General features: G+C 67.9%; 22 protein-coding genes and 1 pseudogene. 16 read left to right on the forward strand and 7 right to left on the reverse strand.

Going from position 1 to position 20,698, the window contains the following annotated elements; all coding sequences use genetic code 11:
• Positions 1-10 precede the first annotated feature (10 nt).
• From CJEDD_RS02320 to groL, 6 genes are all read left to right on the forward strand, one after another.
• Positions 11-514: a hypothetical protein gene (locus tag CJEDD_RS02320; protein ID WP_042406310.1), complete on the forward strand. Its 504-nt coding sequence runs from the start codon at positions 11-13 to the stop codon at positions 512-514.
• Positions 514-1,158, forward strand: coding sequence for a tRNA (adenosine(37)-N6)-threonylcarbamoyltransferase complex dimerization subunit type 1 TsaB (tsaB, locus tag CJEDD_RS02325; RefSeq protein ID WP_042406325.1), 645 nt, complete (start codon positions 514-516; stop codon positions 1,156-1,158). Before CJEDD_RS02320 ends, tsaB begins: the two co-directional genes overlap by 1 nt.
• Positions 1,155-1,643 (forward strand): ribosomal protein S18-alanine N-acetyltransferase, encoded by a 489-nt coding sequence (gene rimI, locus CJEDD_RS02330; protein WP_042406327.1) that lies wholly within the window; start codon positions 1,155-1,157, stop codon positions 1,641-1,643. The genes tsaB and rimI overlap by 4 nt, the downstream gene beginning before the upstream one ends.
• A complete protein-coding gene (gene tsaD / locus CJEDD_RS02335; RefSeq protein WP_042406330.1) occupies positions 1,640-2,689 on the forward strand; it encodes a tRNA (adenosine(37)-N6)-threonylcarbamoyltransferase complex transferase subunit TsaD in 1,050 nt (349 codons plus the stop codon). The genes rimI and tsaD overlap by 4 nt, the downstream gene beginning before the upstream one ends.
• A gap of 355 nt (positions 2,690-3,044) precedes the next feature.
• Positions 3,045-3,344 carry a co-chaperone GroES gene (gene groES / locus CJEDD_RS02340; RefSeq protein WP_042406332.1) on the forward strand — a complete coding sequence of 100 codons (300 nt, stop codon included), beginning with the start codon at positions 3,045-3,047 and terminating at the stop codon, positions 3,342-3,344.
• A gap of 8 nt (positions 3,345-3,352) precedes the next feature.
• Positions 3,353-4,960: a chaperonin GroEL gene (gene groL / locus CJEDD_RS02345; RefSeq protein WP_042406336.1), complete on the forward strand. Its 1,608-nt coding sequence runs from the start codon at positions 3,353-3,355 to the stop codon at positions 4,958-4,960.
• Positions 4,961-5,031: 71 nt separating this feature from the next.
• Here the strand turns inward: groL and CJEDD_RS02350 are convergent, their stop codons facing one another.
• Positions 5,032-5,343: a WhiB family transcriptional regulator gene (locus CJEDD_RS02350; protein WP_042406339.1), complete on the reverse strand. Its 312-nt coding sequence runs from the start codon at positions 5,341-5,343 to the stop codon at positions 5,032-5,034.
• Between the two features lie 252 nt (positions 5,344-5,595).
• On the opposite strand from CJEDD_RS02350, the gene CJEDD_RS02355 reads away from it, so the two are divergent.
• Positions 5,596-6,171, forward strand: a complete 576-nt coding sequence (locus CJEDD_RS02355; RefSeq protein WP_232297692.1) for a sigma-70 family RNA polymerase sigma factor — start codon at positions 5,596-5,598, stop codon at positions 6,169-6,171.
• Positions 6,168-7,142 carry a hypothetical protein gene (locus CJEDD_RS02360; RefSeq protein ID WP_157034442.1) on the forward strand — a complete coding sequence of 325 codons (975 nt, stop codon included), beginning with the start codon at positions 6,168-6,170 and terminating at the stop codon, positions 7,140-7,142. Before CJEDD_RS02355 ends, CJEDD_RS02360 begins: the two co-directional genes overlap by 4 nt.
• Here CJEDD_RS02360 and CJEDD_RS02365 read toward each other — a convergent pair.
• Positions 7,139-7,510 (reverse strand): DUF5319 domain-containing protein, encoded by a 372-nt coding sequence (locus CJEDD_RS02365; protein ID WP_042406346.1) that lies wholly within the window; start codon positions 7,508-7,510, stop codon positions 7,139-7,141. The two genes, CJEDD_RS02360 and CJEDD_RS02365, sit on opposite strands and share 4 nt — an antisense overlap.
• A gap of 123 nt (positions 7,511-7,633) precedes the next feature.
• On the opposite strand from CJEDD_RS02365, the gene guaB reads away from it, so the two are divergent.
• From guaB to CJEDD_RS02380, 3 genes are read left to right on the forward strand one after another with little or no spacing between them, the layout of a single operon-like run.
• On the forward strand, positions 7,634-9,157 hold the full coding sequence (gene guaB / locus CJEDD_RS02370) for an IMP dehydrogenase (RefSeq protein WP_042406349.1): 1,524 nt from the start codon (positions 7,634-7,636) through the stop codon (positions 9,155-9,157).
• A gap of 10 nt (positions 9,158-9,167) precedes the next feature.
• The gene (locus CJEDD_RS02375; protein ID WP_042406352.1) at positions 9,168-10,319 is read left to right on the forward strand and encodes a GuaB3 family IMP dehydrogenase-related protein; all 1,152 of its coding nucleotides are present in this window, start codon (positions 9,168-9,170) and stop codon (positions 10,317-10,319) included.
• Positions 10,320-10,339: 20 nt separating this feature from the next.
• Positions 10,340-11,644, forward strand: coding sequence for a PAS domain S-box protein (locus tag CJEDD_RS02380; RefSeq protein WP_081764505.1), 1,305 nt, complete (start codon positions 10,340-10,342; stop codon positions 11,642-11,644).
• A gap of 22 nt (positions 11,645-11,666) precedes the next feature.
• Here the strand turns inward: CJEDD_RS02380 and CJEDD_RS02385 are convergent, their stop codons facing one another.
• Positions 11,667-12,566, reverse strand: coding sequence for an EamA family transporter (locus tag CJEDD_RS02385; protein WP_273657594.1), 900 nt, complete (start codon positions 12,564-12,566; stop codon positions 11,667-11,669).
• Positions 12,567-12,643: 77 nt separating this feature from the next.
• On the opposite strand from CJEDD_RS02385, the gene guaA reads away from it, so the two are divergent.
• Positions 12,644-14,197 (forward strand): glutamine-hydrolyzing GMP synthase, encoded by a 1,554-nt coding sequence (gene guaA / locus CJEDD_RS02390; protein ID WP_042410248.1) that lies wholly within the window; start codon positions 12,644-12,646, stop codon positions 14,195-14,197.
• A 66-nt stretch (positions 14,198-14,263) separates the two neighbouring features.
• Here the strand turns inward: guaA and CJEDD_RS02395 are convergent, their stop codons facing one another.
• Positions 14,264-15,349 (reverse strand): PspC domain-containing protein, encoded by a 1,086-nt coding sequence (locus tag CJEDD_RS02395; protein WP_042410250.1) that lies wholly within the window; start codon positions 15,347-15,349, stop codon positions 14,264-14,266.
• A gap of 112 nt (positions 15,350-15,461) precedes the next feature.
• On the opposite strand from CJEDD_RS02395, the gene CJEDD_RS02400 reads away from it, so the two are divergent.
• Both CJEDD_RS02400 and CJEDD_RS02405 read left to right on the forward strand, forming a co-directional pair.
• Positions 15,462-16,598: an ATP-binding protein gene (locus CJEDD_RS02400; RefSeq protein WP_273657595.1), complete on the forward strand. Its 1,137-nt coding sequence runs from the start codon at positions 15,462-15,464 to the stop codon at positions 16,596-16,598.
• The gene (locus tag CJEDD_RS02405; protein WP_042409680.1) at positions 16,595-17,230 is read left to right on the forward strand and encodes a LuxR C-terminal-related transcriptional regulator; all 636 of its coding nucleotides are present in this window, start codon (positions 16,595-16,597) and stop codon (positions 17,228-17,230) included. The genes CJEDD_RS02400 and CJEDD_RS02405 overlap by 4 nt, the downstream gene beginning before the upstream one ends.
• Before the next feature lie 48 nt (positions 17,231-17,278).
• Here CJEDD_RS02405 and CJEDD_RS12310 read toward each other — a convergent pair whose 3' ends face one another.
• Entirely contained in the window at positions 17,279-17,431 is a 153-nt protein-coding gene (locus tag CJEDD_RS12310) for a hypothetical protein (RefSeq protein ID WP_198133021.1), read from the reverse strand.
• Positions 17,432-17,586: 155 nt separating this feature from the next.
• Here CJEDD_RS12310 and CJEDD_RS02410 point away from each other — a divergent pair.
• A pseudogene (locus CJEDD_RS02410) lies at positions 17,587-17,973 on the forward strand (peroxidase-related enzyme); the annotation flags it as partial.
• A gap of 30 nt (positions 17,974-18,003) precedes the next feature.
• Here CJEDD_RS02410 and CJEDD_RS02415 read toward each other — a convergent pair.
• Positions 18,004-18,492, reverse strand: coding sequence for a PspC domain-containing protein (locus CJEDD_RS02415; RefSeq protein ID WP_198133022.1), 489 nt, complete (start codon positions 18,490-18,492; stop codon positions 18,004-18,006).
• A gap of 179 nt (positions 18,493-18,671) precedes the next feature.
• Here CJEDD_RS02415 and CJEDD_RS02420 point away from each other — a divergent pair, with 179 nt between their 5' ends.
• Positions 18,672-20,063: an RNA-binding domain-containing protein gene (locus CJEDD_RS02420; RefSeq protein WP_042409683.1), complete on the forward strand. Its 1,392-nt coding sequence runs from the start codon at positions 18,672-18,674 to the stop codon at positions 20,061-20,063.
• Between the two features lie 111 nt (positions 20,064-20,174).
• Here CJEDD_RS02420 and CJEDD_RS02425 read toward each other — a convergent pair whose 3' ends face one another.
• Positions 20,175-20,591, reverse strand: a complete 417-nt coding sequence (locus CJEDD_RS02425) for a hypothetical protein (protein WP_042409688.1) — start codon at positions 20,589-20,591, stop codon at positions 20,175-20,177.
• Positions 20,592-20,698 lie beyond the last annotated feature (107 nt).

Raw genomic sequence — 20,698 nt, forward strand, 5'->3', positions numbered from 1 at the left:
GCTTAGCTGCATGCTCAAGACGACAAGCCAGGCCCGCCGCTGGATCGTGCTCGCCGCAGTGTTGTGGCTCGTGATTCTCGCAGGCCTCATCTTCATCCCGAAGTCCCGCTCGAGCGAGGTCGCGGAAGTGAAGCCGACCAACTCGCTGACCCGCTCGCTGTTGGCCACCCGTCCGGGCGGCGACGCCGTCGCCGCGCAGCTCGTGGATCCGTCGCGGATTTACGACGCCGACCGGTTCGCCGGCTACACCACACTGTGCCCGGGCGAGCCGGAGCAGCTCGTGGACGCGAAGGTGCAGGCGTTCGGCCTGAACAAGGACGACCTCGACCTGGGCGGCGACCTGGGCTACGTCCTGCTCATCCCGTCTGGGGAGGGCGCTGACCCGATGACGGACGCCGTCGAGCTGGACAAGGTGGACATTTGCACCGTGCCGCAGTCGGAGTCGTTCCCGCTGAACACCGCCATGCCGTTCCACATGGACCAAGGCCACTGGGCCCTCGGGATGAAGCAGTAATGCTGATCCTCGCCATCGACACCGCCACCACCGACCTCGTGGCCGGCGTCGTCGAGGGCACCGGCGCCGGCGCCCGGACGCTCGCTGGGGCGTGCGTGCCCACGCGCGCGCACAACGAGACGCTCGTGCCGGAGATCACCCGCCTGCTGGGGGAGGCGGGGATAGGGTTCGCCGACCTCGAGGCGGTCGTTGTCGGCTGCGGGCCCGGCCCGTTTACCGGCCTGCGGGTCGGGATGGCCACGGCGTCCGCGCTCGGCCAGGCGCTCGGCGTGCCGGTGCACGGCGTGTGCACCCACGACGCGGTGGCCGCCGGGCTCGGCGGCGACGCGCTGGTGGTCACCGACGCGCGCCGGCGCGAGGTGTACTGGGCGCGCTATGCCGGCGGCGCCCGCGTCGACGGCCCGGACGTGTGCAAGCCCGCCGACCTCGCGAGCCCGCCCGTCGACGTGCTCAGCGTGCCCCCGGGATTGGCGGAGCAGGTGGCGGTGGAGGCCCGCGAGGTGACCTACGCCGCGCCGACGCCGGCCGGGCTTGTCGCGGCGGCGGACTTCTCTGCGGCCCCCGGCCCGCTCGTGCCGCTTTATCTGCGCCGCCCGGACGCGGTGCCGCCGAAGCAGGCGCCTAAATCGACGGCGCTGCCATGAGGTTCCGCGAGCTGACGCTTGGCGACGCCGGCGCAGTCGCCGCGCTCGAGGCGGTGTGCTTCGCCGGCGACAACCCGTGGTCGCGCGACGTGTTCCTCGCCGAGATCGCCCAGCCGCACACGTTCTATCTCGGGGCCTTCGATGGGGAGGACGAAGCGATGCTCGGCTACGCCGGTCTCGCCATGCTCGGCCCGCGCGACGACCCGGAGTTCGAGATCCACACCATCGGCGTCGCGCCCGAGCACCGGGGCCGCGGCATCGGCCGGGCGCTCGTGGACCAGATGGCGCACACCGCCGACCTGCTCGACGGCCCGATGTTCCTCGAGGTGCGCACGGACAACGCGCCCGCGATCGGGCTGTACGAGAGCTTCGGGTTTTTCACCCTGGCCACGCGGAAGAACTACTATCAGGCCTCCGGCGCGGACGCGTATTCGATGATGCGGCGGCGCAAGAGCGAGCGGGACACGAAAGGGCGAAACACATGATCGTGCTGGGTATCGAGTCGTCGTGCGACGAGACGGGCGTGGGCATCGTCGAGCTGCACGCCGACGGCACGATGGACATCCTCGCCGACGTGGTCGCGTCCTCGATGGAGCAGCACGCGCGCTTCGGCGGCGTCGTCCCGGAGATCGCCTCGCGCGCCCACCTCGAGGCGATGCCGCAGGTGATGGAGCAGGCGCTCGCGGACGCCGGAATCGCCAAGCCCGACGCCGTCGCCGCGACGGTCGGGCCCGGGCTCGCCGGCGCGCTGCTCGTCGGCGCGTCCGCGGCGAAGGCGTACGCGGCCGCGTGGGGCGTGCCGTTCTACGGCGTGAACCACCTCGGCGGCCACGTCGCGGTGGCAAACCTGGACGGCGAGCCGCTGCCGCACGCCGTCGCGCTGCTCGTCTCGGGCGGGCACACGCAGATCCTCGAGGTCGAGGCCGTGGGCAAACCGATGAAGGAGCTGGGCACCACGCTTGACGACGCCGCCGGCGAGGCCTACGACAAAGTCGCCCGGCTGCTCGGGTTGGGATACCCGGGCGGGCCCGTCGTCGACAAGCTTGCCGCCTCCGGCGACCCGCACGCCGTCGCCTTCCCGCGGGCGCTGTCGCGCGCGGAGGACCTGCGCGGCGAGCACCGCTACAACTTCTCCTTCTCCGGCCTGAAGACGGCGGTGGCGCGCCACGTCGAGGCCGCCGAGCGCGAGGGCCGCATGGTCTCGCTCGAGGACGTGTGCGCCTCGTTCCAAGAGGCGGTATGCGACGTGCTCACGGCGAAGGCCGTCATGGCCTGCGAGGACACCGGCGCGCGCACCATGCTGCTCGGCGGGGGAGTCGCGGCGAATCGGAGGCTGCGCGAGCTCGCGCGTGAGCGTTGCGACGCCTCCGGCATCGAACTGCGCGTGCCACGGTTCAACCTGTGCACGGACAACGGTGTGATGATCGCGGCGCTTGCGGCCCAGCTCATCCACGAGGGCGCGCAGCCGTCGGGCCTGGGGGTGGGCACCGACACGTCGCTCGAGGTCGAGGTGCCGCTCGTGCGTGCCTAGCGCGCGACGCCGCGGAGACGGACAACCCGGAATTCCTCACCGACCCGACGCGCGCCGTCTCCGGCCCGGTCATCTTCGCCTCTTGCAACGGCGGCAGCGTCGACGAGGCGACGGTGGAGAAGGTCATCCAGGCCATCCGCGCCGTCGAGCACTACCGCAACGACAACGCTGAGGAGTTCGAACTCTGGAGCAACGCGGTGCGTAACCGCTAGGTCGCGCGTTGGTTGTTGCCTGGCACTCGCGAGGGTAGAGTGCCAAAGCAGGTTGTGTGAAGCACAGTTGTTCACCCGCGACGACGGCTGCGCCTCGTTCAGACCTGAACAGTTGAAACATCACCGATGAAAGGTTTTTGATCATGGCAAACGTCAACATCAAGCCGCTGGAGGACAAGGTCCTCGTCCAGATCGCCGAGGCCGAGACCACCACCGCCTCCGGCCTGGTTATCCCCGATTCTGCTGCTGAGAAGCCGCAGGAAGCCGTCGTCATCGCCGTGGGCCCGGGCCGCCTCGACGACAACGGCAACCGCGTCGCCGTCGACGTCAAGGAGGGCGACACCGTCATCTTCTCCAAGTACGGCGGCACCGAGCTGAAGTACAACGGCGAGGAGTACCTGCTCCTCTCTGCGCGTGACCTGCTTGCAGTCGTCGAGAAGTAAGCGCACCCATGGCAAAACTCATCGCATTTGACCAGGAGGCCCGCGAGGGCATCCAGCGCGGCGTGGACACGCTCGCCGACGCGGTGAAGGTCACGCTCGGCCCGCGCGGCCGCAACGTCGTGCTCTCGAAGTCCTGGGGCGGCCCGACCGTCACCAACGACGGCGTGACCATCGCCCGCGACATCGACCTCGAGGACCCGTTTGAGAACCTCGGTGCGCAGCTCGTGAAGTCCGTCGCCGTGAAGACGAACGACATCGCCGGCGACGGCACGACCACCGCGACGCTGCTCGCCCAGGCGCTCGTCGCCGAGGGCCTGCGCAACGTCGCGGCCGGCGCGAACCCGATCGAGCTGAACAAGGGCATCGCCGCCGCGTCTGAGAAGGTCGTCGAGGAGCTGAAGAAGCGCGCCACCGACGTGCAATCCTCCGCTGAGATCGCCAACGTGGCCACCGTGTCCTCGCGCGACCCGGAGGTCGGCGAGATGGTCGCCGGCGCGATGGACAAGGTGGGCAAGGATGGTGTGCTCACCGTCGAGGAGTCCCAGTCCATCGAGTCCTACGTGGACCTCACCGAGGGCATCTCCTTCGACAAGGGTTTCCTCTCCCCGTACTTCATGACCGACCCGGACGCCGGCCAGGCCGTGCTGGACAACGCCCGCGTGCTGCTCGTTCGCAACAAGATCTCTTCGCTGCCCGATTTCCTCCCGCTGCTCGAGCAGGTGGCCACCGACTCGGTGCCGCTGTTCGTCGTCGCCGAGGACATCGAGGGCGAGGCGCTGCAGGCGCTGGTGGTCAACTCGATCCGCAAGGTGATCAAGGTCGTCGCCGTGAAGTCGCCGTACTTCGGCGAGCGTCGCAAGGCGTTTATGGACGACCTCGCGGTGGTCACCGCCGCGACCGTCATCGACCCGGAGGTCGGCGTCAACCTCAAGGACGCGACCCTGGATCAGCTCGGCTCCGCACGCCGCGTGACGGTGACGAAGGACGACACCGTCATCGTCGACGGCGCCGGCACGGCCGAGGCCGTCGAGGAGCGCCGTGGCCAGATCCGCCGCGAGATCGAGAACACCGACTCCACCTGGGACAAGGAGAAGGCCGAGGAGCGCCTGGCCAAGCTCTCCGGTGGCGTCGCCGTGCTGCGCGTCGGCGCGGCCACGGAGACGGAGCAGAACGAGCGCAAGCTGCGCGTCGAGGACGCCATCAACGCCGCCCGCGCGGCGGCGGAAGAGGGCATCATCGCCGGCGGCGGCTCGGTGCTCGTGCAGATCGCCTCCGAGCTCGAGCAGTTCGCCGAGGGCTTCGAGGACGAGCAGAAGACCGGCGTGCTGGCCGTGGCCCGCGCCCTGTCCAAGCCGGCCTACTGGATCGCCGACAACGCGGGCCTCGACGGCGCCGTGGTCGTGTCCAAGGTCGCCGAGATGGGCAACGGCGAGGGCTTCAACGCCGCCACGCTCGAGTACGGCAACCTCATCGAGCAGGGCATCATCGACCCGGTGAAGGTGACCCACTCCGCCGTGGTGAACGCCGCGTCCGTGGCGCGCATGGTGCTGACCACGGAGGCGTCCGTGGTGACGAAGCCGGCGGAAGAGGACGACGAGGCGGGTCACGCCCACTAGAGGGCTGGCGCGAAGCGTCGTCGATACGCAAAATGCCCCGTCACTTGACGGGGCATTTCCTGTTGGGGGGCTTACTTCGCCGAGGCCGCGGCGACCTTCATGCCGCCGGCCGCGCCGCGCAGCACCGCGGAACGCTCGGACTCGCTCATGCCGCCCCAGATGCCGTACGGCTCGGCGACGCGCAGCGCGTGCTCGCGGCACTGGGTGAGCACCGGGCAGCTGAAGCAGATCGCCTTCGCGCGGTTCTCGCGCTGGGTGCGCGCCCGGCCGCGCTCCCCGTCCGGGTGGTAGAAGATCTCGGAGGCCTCCCCCCGGCACGCGCTGTGCAGCTGCCAATCCCAAAAGTCAGCGTTCGGTCCGGGAAGTGAATGCGGCAAAGACATAGGGGAAGAACTCCTTCGAGCTGATCTCTGACGGGTAACCGAAAAGCAGTGTGAACCCCGCCGGTTAACGGTGGGTGACGCCGCGGTTACTAGTGATTGTCGGCACGGCAAAAGATGTGAAAACAATTCCCGTGACCTGCTCAAAGGCTGGGGGTTACGCGCAAATGAATTCCTGGCGAAAGGTCGGTAGCGCGAGGAAGCCGGGGGTGGCGCATATGATGTACGGGTTCAGACCACCGGAAGGAGATGTGCGTGGCCACAGGCGACGAGGACGCGGAACTCGCGTCGCTGGTCCCCGCTGCAGCGGGCGGGGACCGGCGGGCGCTGCAGCGCATCATCGCGATCATCCACCCGCGCGTGCTGCGCTACGCGAGAGCCCGCATCGGGGGTGGCCGGATGCCTACCCCCGAAGACGTGGCGCAGGAGATCTGCCTCGCGGTTGCGACGTCCATCGAGCGCTACACCGACACGGGCCGTCCGTTCATGGCGTTCGTGTACGGCATCGCGTTTAACAAGGTCGCGGACGCGCACCGCACGATGGCGCGCGACAAGACCAACCCGACCGACGAGGTGCCCGACACCGAGGTTGCGGCTTTCACACCGGAGGACGCGGCGCTCGTTGCCGACGGCAGTAACGCTGTGCGGGCATTACTCGATTCTTTAAATGACAAGGCCCGCGACATCATCATCCTGCGCGTGTTCGTTGGGCTTTCCGCAGAAGAGACGGCCGAAGTGCTCGGCAGCACGCCCGGGGCGGTGTGTGTGGCCCAGCATCGAGCGTTGGCGAAGCTGCGGGATCAACTTGAAGGAGGGCAGCCGGAGCTATGACACGGCAATATGATCCGCGCATGGAGGAGTTTGCGGAAAGCGACGCGTTCCTCGACGCCCTGTCCCGCGGCGACGACGTCTCCGGCGGCACGGACCCGCTTGCCGCCGCGCTGCTTGGCCTCAAGGCGGACATCGACCGCCCGATGCCGCCGGCGCCGGTGCTTGACGCTGGCGCCGACACTACGGTGCGGCGCGACGGGGGCAACGGCGAGGTCGCCTCGCTCGACGCCGCCCGCGCGAAGCGCCGCACGGCCAACCCCTGGGTCGCCGGCCTCATCGGCGCGGCGGCCGCGACCGTGGCCTGCGTGGGCACCGGCGCCGTGCTCTACGGCAACGCGCAGAGCCACCGCGACACGACGATGGTGGAGTTGGCGACGACGCTCGACGAGCTCGAGGTGGCGAGCCAGAGCGGCGACGAGGAATCCACCCGCAACCTGCTCGAGCAGGCGCGCGGACTCGTCGCGTCGCTGAAGGAGCGCCCGTCGCGCATCCTCGGCGGCCAGGAGGACAAGCAGCCGAAGACCGTGACGTCGACGCTGACCGTCACCGAGGTGCCGGAGACCTCCCACGTGAAGTCGGACGTCACGGAGCGGGAGCGCACCTCGGAGGCGGGGGCGTCCTCGGCCGCCGCATCGCCCGCCACCCCGGCCGCGCCAGCGAGCGCCGCGACGGGCGATGCGCAGCCGAGCGCCCAGCCGTCGTCGGCGGCGGGGACGAAGACCGCCGGCACTGGCGCTGGATCCGGTACCGCGTCCGGCTCGGAGTCGGCGCGCCGCACCTCCCCGGCCGTGTCCTCGCCGTCGCAGCCGGCCCAGCCGCAGCCGCAGCCGGAGCGCGGCGATGACACCGTGCGAACGGAGGAAGCCGCCGTCGAGGCGCCCGTCGTGGTCTCGGGCGGGCAGCTGGGCAATGACGCGCAGGTCGTGCACAGCCCGCGCGCCGTGCCGCCGGCCGGGTCGTCGATAAACTAGCGCCCCTCGAGGCCGTCGAGGTAGCCCATCGCGTAATCCCATGGCACGTACGCCTCGACGTTCGGGTTCGCGCTCGGCTCGTGCACTGGGGGCAGCTCGTTGTTCAGCGAGGCGATCATGTTCTGCTCCATGATCTCCCAGTCGTAGTAGTGCATCTGGTCGCAGTCCTCGCAGAGGAAGGACACGCCGAGGATGCCGCGCGGCTTCAACATGCGCTGGGCGTCGCGCACGTGTGAGAGGTCCTGGATGACCGCCACCCGCTCCTCGGGGGAGAGTGGCTCCACTGCCTCATCGTCGTCGATGAAGGATGCCGGATCGTTCGGGTCGTTCGCGAACGGGTCCAGCGGCATCATGTCGTCGTAGTTCACGTGTGCCAGCCTATTAACCCCCGGCGGAGTAGGCCAATCCGCGTTGAACCGGCACCCGGGCGTCGTTATATCATGGCGGGCACTGACCGGAGCGCGACGTGCGTGGGAGAGGAGACAACGGCGATGGCAAACGATCGAGTGTGGACTGGTGGGGACGATCCGAACAAGGTGGCGCTGCGCGGCCTCACGTTCGACGACGTGCTGCTGCTGCCGGCGGAATCCCACATCGTGCCGTCCGAGGTGAGCACCGCCTCGCAGTTCACCCGCAACATCCGCCTCGGCATGCCGATCGCCTCGGCTGCAATGGACACCGTCACTGAGTCCCGCATGGCGATCGCGATGGCGCGCCAGGGCGGCATCGGCGTGCTTCACCGCAACCTCAGCGCGCAGGACCAGGCCGAGCAGGTGGACATCGTGAAGCGCTCCGAATCCGGCATGGTCACCGACCCGGTCACCGCGACGCCGGACATGACGCTCGAGGAGGTCGACGCGCTGTGCGCCCGGTTCCGCATCTCCGGCCTGCCGGTCGTCGACGAGGCGGGCCGTCTCGCCGGCATCATCACGAACCGCGACATGCGCTTCGAGCCCGACTTCGGGCGCCAGGTCAAAGAGGTCATGACCCCGATGCCGCTCGTGGTGGCGCCGGAGGGCGTCGATAAGCAGGAGGCCCTCGCGCTGCTCTCCGCGAACAAGGTGGAGAAGCTGCCGATCGTGGCGCCGGACGGCACGCTCGCCGGCCTGATCACGGTGAAGGACTTTGTGAAGAGCGAGCAGTACCCGAACGCGTCGAAGGACGCCGACGGGCGCCTGCTCGTCGCGGCGGGCGTGGGCACCGGCGAGGACTCGTTCGAGCGCGCCGGGCTGCTCGTCGAGGCGGGCGTGGACGCGCTCGTGGTCGATTCGGCGCACGCGCACAACAACCGTGTCCTCGAGATGGTCTCGCGCGTGAAGCAGGAGTTCGGCGACCGCGTCGAGGTCGTCGGCGGCAACCTGGCCACCCGCTCCGCCGCGCAGGCGATGATCGACGCGGGCGCCGACGCCATCAAGGTCGGCATCGGCCCGGGCTCCATCTGCACCACGCGCGTGGTCGCCGGCGTCGGCGCGCCGCAGATCACCGCGATCCTCGAGGCGGCGGTGCCCGCGAAGGCGGCCGGCGTGCCCATCATCGCGGACGGCGGCATGCAGTTCTCGGGCGACGTGGCTAAGGCGCTCGCCGCCGGCGCGTCGACCGTCATGCTCGGCTCCATGCTCGCCGGCACCGCGGAGGCGCCCGGCGAGATCGTCGTCGTGGGCGGCAAGCAGTACAAGCGCTACCGCGGCATGGGCTCCATGGGCGCGATGCAGGGTCGCGGGTTGACGGGCGAGAAGCGCTCCTTCTCCAAGGACCGCTACTTCCAGGCGGACGTGACCAGCGAGGACAAGCTCGTGCCGGAGGGCATCGAGGGGCGCGTGCCGTTCCGCGGCGAGCTGGACTCCATCACCCACCAGATCGTCGGCGGCCTGCGCGCGGCGATGGGCTACACGGGCGCCGCGTCCATCGAGGAGCTGCAGACGAAGCAGTTCGTCCAGATCACCGCTGCCGGCCTGCGCGAGTCCCACCCGCACGACATCACGCAGACCGTCGAAGCGCCGAACTACCGCCGGTAGGGGAGTGCCAATGCGCGACTACGTGGAAATTGGCATCGGGCGCGAGGCCCGCCGGGCGTACGAGCTGCGGGATCTTTCGATCGTGCCGCGCCGCCGCACGCGTTCCTCCCAGGACGTGGACACGAGCTGGCATATCGACGCCTACACCTTCGGCATCCCCCTCGTCTCCCACCCGACCGACGCGCTGGCGAGCCCCGAGTTCGTCATCGAGTTGGGCAAGCAGGGCGGACTCGGCGTCATCGACGCGGAGGGGCTGTGGGGCCGCCACGCGTCCTTGGACGACGCGGTGGGCAGGGTCGTTTCCTCCGCCAAGCAGCCGTTCGGCATCGTCTCGGAGGATCAGTACCGCGAGTACATCGACGCCGGCCAGCGGGCCGTCCGCGCGCTGCAGGAGCTGCACGCGGCGGAGCTGGACCGGGATCTGCTCACTGAGCGCATCGCCCAGGTGCGCGACGCCGGCGTGACGGTCGCGGTGCGGGTGAGCCCGCAAAACGCGCGAGAACTCGCGCCGGTGGTCATCGCCGCCGGGGCGGAGATCCTGTTCATCCAGGGCGCGGTCATCTCCGCCGAGCACGTGCAGCAGGGCGGCGAGCCGCTCAACCTCAAGGAGTTCGTCGGCTCCCTCGACGTGCCGGTCGTGGCCGGCGGGGTGTTCGACTACTCCACCGCGACGCACCTCATGCGCTCCGGCGTGGCCGGCGTGATCGTCGGCTCGGGCGAGAGCGAAACGGTCACGCGCGTGCCGATGGCCACGGCCATCGCAGACGTCGCGGCGGCGCGGCGCGACTACCTCGACGAGACGGGCGGGCGCTACGTCCACGTCCTCGCGGATGCGGACATGACCGGCTCGGGCGAGATCGCCGCCGCGCTCGCGTGCGGGGCCGACGCCGTCATGCTCGGCCAGCCGCTCGCGCAGGCGTCGGAGGCGGCCGGCCGCGGCGTGTACTGGGAGGCGCAGTCCGCGCACCCGCGGTTCCCGCGCGGCGGGGTTCGCAACGAGCTCAGTGGCGCGCAGGTGCCGCTTGAGGAGGTGCTCTTCGGTCCGTCGAGCGACCCGTGGGGCAAGCTCAACCTCGTCGGAGGTCTGCGCAGAATCATGGGAAAGTGTGGCTATACTGATGTCAAAGCATTTCAGAAAGCCGATTTGGCAATCCGGACGTAAGAAATTGGATGTAGCTACCCATGTCTAGCCGTGTGACAATCCTCCGCGACGCGCCTGAAGGTCCCTCCCACGAGGTCGAGGTGAACGACATCTTCTTCTCGGTCACCGACGAGAAGGGTGTGATGACGCACGTCAACGACGTGTTCATCCGCTACGCGCAGTACGGGGCCGACGAGATGATCGGCAAGCCGCACAACCTCATCCGCAACGAAGAGATGCCGGGCGGCGTGTTCAAGCTCATGTGGGACACGATCGAGGCGGGTCGCCCGTTCGCCGGGTACGTGCGCAACAAGGCGAAGAGCGGCTCGGCGTACGACGTGCTGGCGACCGTGACCCCGCTGCCGAACGGCGGCTACCTCTCCGTGCGCACCCGCCCGATGACGGACCGCTTCGAGGCCGCGGGCGCGGTGTACCAGGAAGCGAACCTCGTCGAGCACGAGGCGCAGGCGAACGGCGTCGGCCGCCGCGAGCGCGCCATCGCCGGTGCTGAGAAGATGGCGGAGCTGCTCCCGGACTACGAGGCGTTCATTCGCGACAGCCTGCCGGCCGAGGTGCAGGCACTCGAGGACGCCGGGTTCACCCTGCCGGAGGGCTCCGGCCCGATCTACGACGCCGCGGTGGCGCTCTACCGCGACCTCGACTCCTTCATGTCCGTGCAGACCGAGATCAAGGAGGCCGCGGACGAGCTGCGCAAGGCCAGCGCCACCCTCGTCGAGGAGAACGCGGTGACGAACAACGTCAAGGCGGAGATGGAAAACGTGGTCACGGAGGGCGCGTCGCGCACCCTCCTCCTCGCGCCGCTGCAGGTGTGGGCTACGATGCGCGGGATTATCGACGAAAACGCGCAGTCCCTTGCCGAGGTGGCGGAGGAGCTGTACGCGAAGACCGCGAACGCACGCATGGCGATCGCGCTTGCCCGCCTGCACACCGCGCAGACCACCCAGTTTGCCACCGAGCAGAACTCCGGCGCGGACACCGCGGTCTCGATGCAGTTGCTTGTCGACGCGCTCGAGGCCGACGTCCGGGAGATGGACGACGCGGTGTTCCTGCACTCGTCCTTCCGCCGCCGCGTGGAACTGAAGGTCAACTCCATCTCCGAGCTGACGAAGATCCCGCTCGAGATGATCCGCCGCTGGTCCCAGAACACGAACGACGCCACGATGGGCCCCGAGGTGCTGCCGCTGGTGGAGCAGGTGAACAAGGCGATGGAGGCCGCCGACGCCTCGATTTCGCAGCTGCAGCACTCTGCGGAGAAGCTCGCGCAGGCGCCGTCGACCGACGACGTCCGCGCGGCGCTCGACCGCCTCGCTGAGACCGTCCGCTAACCGCCCAGCGCCGAGCCGGCCCCTACACGGCCGGCGGCATCGTCTTGCGCAGCCGGCGGCCGGCGAGCGTCTGGTTCACCGACGCGCTGATCACCAGTGCGATCGCGGCGAGCTTGAGCGCGCTCGGATCTTGGTGCAGCACGATCCATCCGATGAGCGCGGCGAACGCCGGCTCGAACGAGATGAGGATGGAAAAGACCTGGGGCCGGAGGCGTCGCATAGCAATGAGCTCGAGCGTGGCCGGGATGAGCGACGCCATGACGCTCGTGCCCACCGCGACGAGCATGAGGTGCGGGTCCGTGGCGATTACGAGCACGCCCCGGAACCCGAACGGCAGCGTGGCCAGGCCGCCGACGGTGAGCGCGACGGCGAGCCCGCCCTGGCCCGGGATGAGCGCGCCAGTGCGCTTGTTGGCCAGGATGTAGAGTGCCCAGAACGCGCCGGCCACGAGCGTGAGCGCGACGCCGACGCGGTCGAGGAGCTCGCCGGAGTAGGAGTCCACGCCGAGCAGCACCATGCCGGTGAGCGCGAGGAGGACGGAGATGCCGTCGCGCACGGAGCGCGACAGCGCCGCCGCGAGCAAGAGCGGGCCGAGGAACTCGATGGTCACGGCGGCGCCGAGCGGGATGCGCGAGATGCCCGCGTAGAAGAAGCCGTTCATCGCGCCGAGCGAGACGCCGAGCACGAGCGCGCAGCCCCACTGCTCCGGCGTCCAGCGCCACATCGCGGGCCGGGAGACGGCGAGGAGGATGACGCCGGCGATGAGCACGCGCAGCGAACTCGTCGCCCACGTCCCGGCGTGCGGGAACAGCTGCGTGGCCAGCGCGGCGCCGAGCTGGAGGAACAAACAGGAGCCGAGGATGCACAGCACGGCGACCCGGTCGGGGGCGGGCTCGACGGGGGCAGGGGCGCGCAGTGTCATGGGGATCATTGTGCGGGTGCCGGTGAGCGGTGCACAAGCTGCGGGGCCGGAAACCGGATCGGCTACTATCTGGCGGTGTGACTACTCCGCAAACACGCCCCGTCCTTGTTGTAGACTTCGGCGCGCAGTACGCGCAGCTCATCGCCCGCCGCGTGCGCGAGGCGAACGTGTTTTCCGAGGTCGTGCCGTCGACCATCACCGCCGACGAGGTCCGCGCGAAAGACCCGCAGGCCCTCATCCTCTCCGGTGGCCCGTCGTCGGTGTACGAGGAGGGTGCCCCGCAGCTCGACCCCGAGATCTTCGAGCTCGGGCTGCCGATCTTCGGCATCTGCTACGGCTTCCAGCTCATGACGCGCACGCTCGGCGGCGAGGTCGCCCAGACCGGGGCGCGCGAGTACGGCAGGACGCAGATGCGTATCGACGGCGGAAGGCTCCACGCGGGGCTGACCGAGGAGCACCCGGTGTGGATGTCCCACGGCGATTCCGTCACCCGCGCCCCCGAGGGGTTCACCGTCACCGCCTCGACGCCGGGCGCGCCCGTGGCCGCCTTCGAGTGCCCGGAGCGAAAGTTCGCCGGCGTGCAGTACCACCCGGAGGTGCTGCACTCCCCGCACGGCCAGGAGGTGCTCACCCGCTTCCTCACCGACATCGCGGGCCTGGAGCAGAACTGGACCGCGTCGAACATCGCGGAGCAGCTCATCGAGGGCGTCCGCGAGCAGGTCGGCGACGGCCGCGCTATCTGCGGCCTGTCCGGCGGCGTCGATTCGGCCGTGGCGGCGGCTCTCGTGCAGCGCGCGATCGGGGACCGGCTCACCTGCGTGTTCGTCGATCACGGCCTGCTGCGCCAAGGCGAGCGCGAGCAGGTGGAGCAGGACTTCGTCGCGGCGACGGGCGCGAAGCTGGTCACCGTCGACGAGCGCGAGGCGTTTCTGAACAAGCTCGCCGGGGTGACCGAGCCGGAGGCGAAGCGCAAGGCCATCGGCGCGGAGTTCATCCGCTCCTTCGAGCGCGCGGTCGCCGGGGTGCTCGACGGCGAGGACGTGCAGTTCCTCGTCCAGGGCACGCTCTACCCGGACGTGGTGGAGTCCGGCGGCGGCACGGGCACGGCGAACATCAAGAGCCACCACAACGTCGGCGGCCTGCCGGACGACGTGGAGTTCACCCTCGTCGAGCCGCTGCGCCTGCTGTTCAAGGACGAGGTCCGCGCGGTCGGCCGCGAGCTCGGCCTGCCCGAGGTGATTGTCAACCGGCAGCCGTTCCCGGGCCCGGGCCTGGGCATCCGCATCATCGGCGAGGTGACCGCGGAGCGCCTGGAGACCCTGCGCGCCGCCGACGCTATCGCCCGCGAGGAGCTGACGAAGGCGGGGCTCGACGAGCAGATCTGGCAGTGCCCGGTCGTGCTGCTCGCGGACGTGCGCTCCGTGGGCGTGCAGGGCGACGGCCGCACGTACGGCCACCCGATCGTTCTGCGCCCGGTGGCGTCCGAGGACGCGATGACGGCCGACTGGGTCCGCGTGCCCTACGAGACGCTCGAGGTCATCTCCACCCGCATCACGAACGAGGTGGCCGACGTCAACCGCGTGGTGCTCGACGTGACCTCGAAGCCGCCGGCCACCATCGAGTGGGAGTAGGCCGATGACAACGCCCGAGGAGCGCAATGCTCCTCGGGCGTTGTGCTTCGAGTGGACAATGGGGGGCTACTCCGGCAACGTGGCGGTGATCGCTCCGACGCGCTGCGTGAGATTGAGGGTGAGCAGCTCACCGTCCTTGTCTTCGTTCTGTTTCCCAAGCGGGCAGTCGGTGTCGCCGATACTCGTCGTGCAGTGAACCTCGACGGGAGCGTTGCTCGGCAGCACAACATCAAGCTGTCCAACGAGGATGGACACGTTGACCGTCTTGGGCTCTTTGAGCGGCTCAAGGCGCGACAGGTCGATTCGCTGGCTGCCAACAAATCCATCGATGTCCGGGATGGATTCGGCGTCCTCAAACGTCAGGTCGAAGTCGGTGACCTCGACGTCATTCTGCTGTTCGCTCTCGGGACCCAACCGCACCTCGAAGTGCCCGCCGGTCTTCATGGTTGCCGCGGCAAGAATGCCTACCACCAGCCCGGCTACGGGAACCCAGATCCATCCGCGGTTCCTGGTGGGTTTTTGCGCGTGCGTCGGCTCCACCGGATCAGGCAAGTGCCAGAGATCAGGGGCGGCCCCGAGCGGGTCCCACGCTGGGGGTTTGAGGCCCTTACCCGGGTGAGGGTAGCCCTCCGGTGGGGTGAGGTGGGAGGTGTCGAGGGTTGGGGTGGCGTCGTGAAGCGAAGGCTCCGGCGGTCCAGCGAGCAGGCCCATGGGGGGTTCGGGCTGACGCTGATGCGCGAAGTACCAGCCGGCGGCGAACAGGATGAAGGTGACTAGCACAGCGCGTGCGTCGCCTGCCACCGATATCGAGGGGAAGAAGATGAGCATGCCGAGAAGCAGCCACCAGCCGGTGTCACGCTCCTTCTTCTCTTGCGTCGTGAGCTCCTCGCCGGAGGTGACAACGGCGCTCCAGGGGCTGCGGGTCATGCCGAAGCGCGGCATGTTGATCCAGCACAGAAGGTACAGGAAGATGCCGCCGCCGAAGGCGAGCGAGAGTACTGCGAAGACGACACGAACGAATACTGGGTCGATCTGGTAACGGGCGCCGATGCCTTCGCAGACGCCGCCGACAACAGCTTTGCCGCCCTGGTCCTCCGGGATGCGGGGCGGGCGGGTGTCCCACATCTGGGTGAGGGTGCTTCGTGTTTCCATGCCTCCATCCTGCGTTGCGCCGGTGGAAAGCGGTATCGGGATCGCCCCTGATTTTTCGCGTCAGGGTGATCCCTGATGTGCCGGTGGGTGGTGTCGTGGAACCATAGTGTGCATGCCTGCATCCTTGTATCCGAAGATGACGCGAGAACGCTCTGAGCGGGTCGTCGCCGGTGTGGCGGCCGGTGCGGCGCGGCATCTTGGGCTGGATGTGAAGTGGGTACGGCTGTTTTTCGTGGCGGCTAGCTTCGCCGGTGGCTTTGGCGCGCTGCTTTACGCGGCGTTGTGGATGTTCGTGCCGTTGAGCAGGACTGACGAGCCTGTCACGCGGCAGCGCCTCAGTCCAGTCAACGTGGGGCTTGTGGCGTTGGGCTTTGCAGGTGCGCTGATCGCGCTCCAAGTGTCGTCGGGGGCGGGCGCGACCGTGGTGTTCGTGCTCGGCGTGCTTATCGTCGGTGCGGTGATCGCGCTGCAGGCGTACGACCGCGGCACGGGAACCGCGGCCAACGTTGCGGCGCTCACGCTCGGCGCGGTGCTCATCATCGCCGGGGCGCTGGCAGTGGCGGTGCTCGGGGAGAGCGCCGGAGTGGCCGGCGTCGTGGTTTCCGTGCTGGTCACTGTGGTCGGTGTAGCGGTGCTCGTTGTCCCGCTCATTGTGAAGCTGGCAAACTCGCTCGTTGCCGAGCGCGAGGCGAAGGCGGTGGCGGACCAGCGCGCCGAGATCGCCTCGCGTCTGCACGATTCGGTGTTGCAGACGCTGGCGCTCATACAGAAGGAAGCGGGCGATGAAGCCGCGGTGACGCGCCTCGCGCACAGCCAGGAACGCGAGCTCAGAGCCTGGCTTTTCGACGACGCCACGCCCAACCACACCACCACCTTCGCCGCATTGCAGAAAGCAGCCGGGGAAGTGGAGGACATGTTCGGGGTGGTGATCCAGCCGGTGACGGTGGGTGAGGATGTGGCCTTCGACGAGCGCACCGAGGCCGTCGTACTTGCCGCGAGGGAGGCGATGGTCAACGCGGCGAAGCACGCCGGAGTGGACACTATCGACGTGTACGCGGAGCACCTAGCCGGCGAACTCACTGTGTTCGTCCGGGATCGCGGCACCGGCTTCGACGTGGGCGCGATCCCGGAGGATCGGCACGGGGTGCGGGATTCCATTATTGGCCGGGTTGAAAAGGCTGGCGGTCGCGTGGGCGTGGAATCGTCGCCAAGCAATGGCTCCGAGATCGAATTAGCGTTGACGCTATGACCCGCGTGTTTTTGGTGGATGACCACTCCGTGTTCCGCGCTGGCGTGCGCGCAGAACTCGCTGCTGCGAGCGGTGCCGAATTAGACGTCGTTGGGGAAGCTGGCACCGTCGCCGAGGCGGTGCGTGGGATCGAAGACACGCAACCCGATGTCGTGCTGCTGGATGTGCATATGCCCGACGGCGGGGGACTCGCGGTGATCAAGCGCGCGCCGGAGCCGCAGTACCTGGCGCTTTCGGTGTCCGACGCTGCGGAAGATGTCATCGCGCTGATCCGGGCGGGGGCGCGCGGGTACGTGACTAAGAACATCTCGGGGGAGGAGCTCGCTGAGGCGGTTGAGCGTGTGCGCGGCGGGGACGCGTATTTTTCGCCGCGCCTTGCCGGTTTTGTGCTCGACGCGTTCGCCTCAGGCCCGGTTGTGGAAGAGACCGACCCGACGGTGGACTCGCTCACCCGCCGCGAGTTGGAGGTGCTGCGCCTGCTTGCTCGCGGCTACACGTACAAGGAAATCGGGGAAAGGCTCTTCATCTCGGTGAAGACGGTGGAAACGCACGCCTCCAACATCCTGCGCAAGACCCAGACCTCAAACCGGAATCAACTCACGCGCTGGGCGGTGGCGCGGGATTTAGGTTAGTGGCCCTGACATCCGGTTCCAGCTCACCGGGTGGGGGCGGCGTGGGCGTTAGGGTGAGGGGGCCGTCAGGTCGTCGATACGTAGCTCGCTTAAATCGCCCGGAGATGACGCGAGTCTGACCGCTTGCCGCTGCACCGCAGCCTCGAAGAGGTTGCGCACCCAGCGGGCGTTGCCGAACTCGGGCAAGTTGGTCCTTGACACCTTGGAGGCCCACCATGGCGTCCAACTGCTGCTGGGCGGAGCGGTGCATGGTCGGTGGTGCTGCGGGCACGCACGCCTCGACGTCGCTCCCGCGGACCTCAAGCACCTCCGCCACCAGGTTGTTCGCCGGTCGCCCGTGGAGGCGCCGGTACTGCTACAACACCGAAAGCGGCCTGGGCCGTGCCGAGCGCGAGCTCGCCGCCACCGTGGCCTCGCGCCTGAACGGCTGCGAGTACTGCGCGTCTGTGCACCAGGGCCGCTCCAAGGATGAGGGAGGCGACGCGGAGGCCATTGACTCGCTTCTCGACGAAGGCGTCACCGCCGACCTCGCCTCCAAGCTGTGGAACGCCATCCGGGACGCCGCGGTGGCGCTGACCCGCACCCCGTTTGCGTTTGGCACGCCACACGTGGAGGCGCTGCGGGCCGCGGGCCTGGACGATCTTGCGGTGCTGGACGTGGTGAACTCGTCCGCGTTTTTCAACTGGGCGAACCGGCTCATGCTCACCCTCGGCGAGCCGGACGTGCCGAAGCGCTACCGCTAGCCGGGCGCTGCGGCCGGTTCGGGCCTACCGCTAGCCGCGCCAGACCAGGTCGTCGTTACCGCCCGGGCCCGCCGGCGGCTCCGGCTGGCGCGCGTAGGTGAAGAACCAGACGAGGAAGAACGCGGCGAAGCTGATCAGCGCGCCGCGCACGTCCGATGCCTGGCTCAGCGCGGGCAGGAACACGATCAGGCCGATGAGCAGCCACCATCCGGGCTTGCGCTCCTCAATCTCGCGCGGGCTGAGCTGCTCTTTCGGCGTGACAATCGCCTTCGCCGGCGTGATGTCCATACCCACGCGCGGCATGAACATCCAGCACAGCAGGTAGGCGAAGATTCCCCCGCCGAATGCGAGACCCAGGATGACAAACGCGACGCGCACGGCCACCGGATCCACTTTGTAGCGCTGGCCGAAGCCGGCGCACACCCCGGCGATGACGGCGCGTCCGCCCGCGTCCTTCGGGATGCGGCGCGGGCGGGTGTCCCACATGTGCTTCAGTGACGTCGAAGAGTTTTGAGCCATGCGCGCCATTATCCGCGTTGCGGACAGATGGTGCAGCCGGGTGGGAGTGCGCCGGTGTCTGCCTGTGACCAGCTCCCGCGGAGCTCGAAAGCTACTGGAAAGCTACTCGAAAGGGAATGTTTCTAGGTTGAGCTGCGAAAACTCGTCTACTAGAAAGCCTTTCGAGTAGAATTCCTCGCGTGAACCCCGAAAGAAACTATCGAGATGACCCGAGCCTCCTCCTGCGTCTACCGGAAGATCAATGGTTCGAGCGAAAGTCTTTCCGTATCAAGCCGAAGGATCTCGCCAAAACCATCGTCGGTATGGCTAATGCGGAGGGCGGCATTATTGCTGTCGGAATTACTGACCGGGAGTTCGATGGGGTGCCGACGCCTAAACAGGACAATGATTTGAGACAAACATCGCTCGATCACACGGATCCAACCGTGCGTGTTCGGATCGAGCCGTTTGATGTCGGCGACGGTGCGCAGGTTTACCTGTTTCATGTGGACCCGAGTGAGCGTGTGCATTATTTGCGGTCGGGGGACTGTTTCCTGCGTGTCGGCGACGAATCTCGGTTGCTGAATGCAGACGGCATTCTCGAACTGCGTTACACCAAGGGCGAGCAGCAGTTCGATGCGACGGTACCGCCCCGTGTCGATATGGGGGATATCGATATGAAGGCAGTTGGTGAATATGCCAACGCTATTGGTTCCACATCCGCTGAAGACGCTCTCAGGGCAAGAAATCTCATCGACCGTGAAGGCAGGCCTCGCACAGCGGCAATTTTGCTCTTCGGCAAAGATCCGCAAGAGTTTTTCCCAAACGCACACGTCCGAGTTCTTCGGTTTGGTGAGGATGAACGGCTCGCGGGTCACCAGCAGCAGCTTTTGGCCGATGAACGGTTCGGGGGGCCGTTGCCGCAGCAAATTCGGGCAGCTCAGCAGGTGATTGAGGGGATGCTGCCTCAAGTTCGGAGACTGGGGGCTTCGGGTTTGTTCGAGGATGAAAACCTTATCCCGCACGACGTTTGGCTTGAGGGGTTGGTGAATGCTGTCATTCACCGGTCGTACAGCATGGCTGGCGACCATGTGCGGTTTGAGATTTACCCGTCTCGCATCGAAGTTTCGAGTCCGGGGCGCTTTCCCGGGTTGGTGAACCCCACACGGCCCGAATCTATTGCCCGTTTTGCACGCAATCCCCTCATTGCCCGCGTGACGGCGGAGCTTCGGATTGGCCAAGAACTCGGCGAGGGCATTCGCCGTATGTTCGCTGGCATGCGGCGAGTGGGTTTTGCGGACCCGATTTACCAGCAGACGAGCGGAAGTGTTCTGCTTACGTTGAAGGCGGTTCAGCGGCTTGATCCGAAGACCGCGGACTCCCTCCCGCCCCACGCCGGTAGCGTCCTGGCAGTCATGCAAGCGAAAGGCAGGCCAATGTCTACGGGTGAGGTTGCAGATGCCTTGGGGATTTCGACCCCGCCTGCCCGCCGCGCGTTGAAGGCGCTGCGGGAGGAGGGGCTTATTCAATGGCGCGGTAAAGGTCCGCGGGACCCTCGGGCAGTGTGGCTGCTGGAGGGGCCGTTGCGGTAGCTCGAAAGCTACTAGAAAGCTACTCGAAAGTGAATGTTTCTAGGTTGAGCTGCGAAAACACGTCTACTTGAAAGGCTTTCGAGTAGATTCTTTCGAGTAGCTCTACTAGCTCTACGCGTACGCGAGGCGCCGCGACCCATCCACGTGCGGGTACAGCACCCACGCCGCCGCGGCCGCCAGCGCGCCCGCAACCCACGCGCCCACCGTCGACCAGTGGGCGAGCGGCGCGAGCATCAGCGCCAGCCACCACAACATCAGGGGGAGCACCATGCCTATCGACGGCACCCTGGCCACGTTCTTGTCCTCCGCAAACGCGCGGAGCTGTTTGCGGTAGGGGTGCAGCAGTGTGACGGCGACGGCGGCGACCACGCACAGGATCGCCACAACCACCTTAACGCCCAGCGGGGCCTGCGAGACCATCACGCCGATGGACCCGCCCACGCCGAGCGAACCAACCGACCGCACAACGGTCGGGGTGGGGATCGGGGTGACGCGGTTACGGGCCTCTGCTGCGCTGATCGGGATCATGCCGGGCAGCTTATCCGGTCAGCTTCGCGGCGCGGCGACATGCTTGCCCGGGACAATGTATGCGCAAACATGTTCGACCAGGAGCGTTGCCTGTGTCGGCCCCGGGG

This window comes from Corynebacterium jeddahense (assembly GCF_028609865.1).
GTDB classification, from domain to species: Bacteria; Actinomycetota; Actinomycetes; order Mycobacteriales; family Mycobacteriaceae; genus Corynebacterium; species Corynebacterium jeddahense.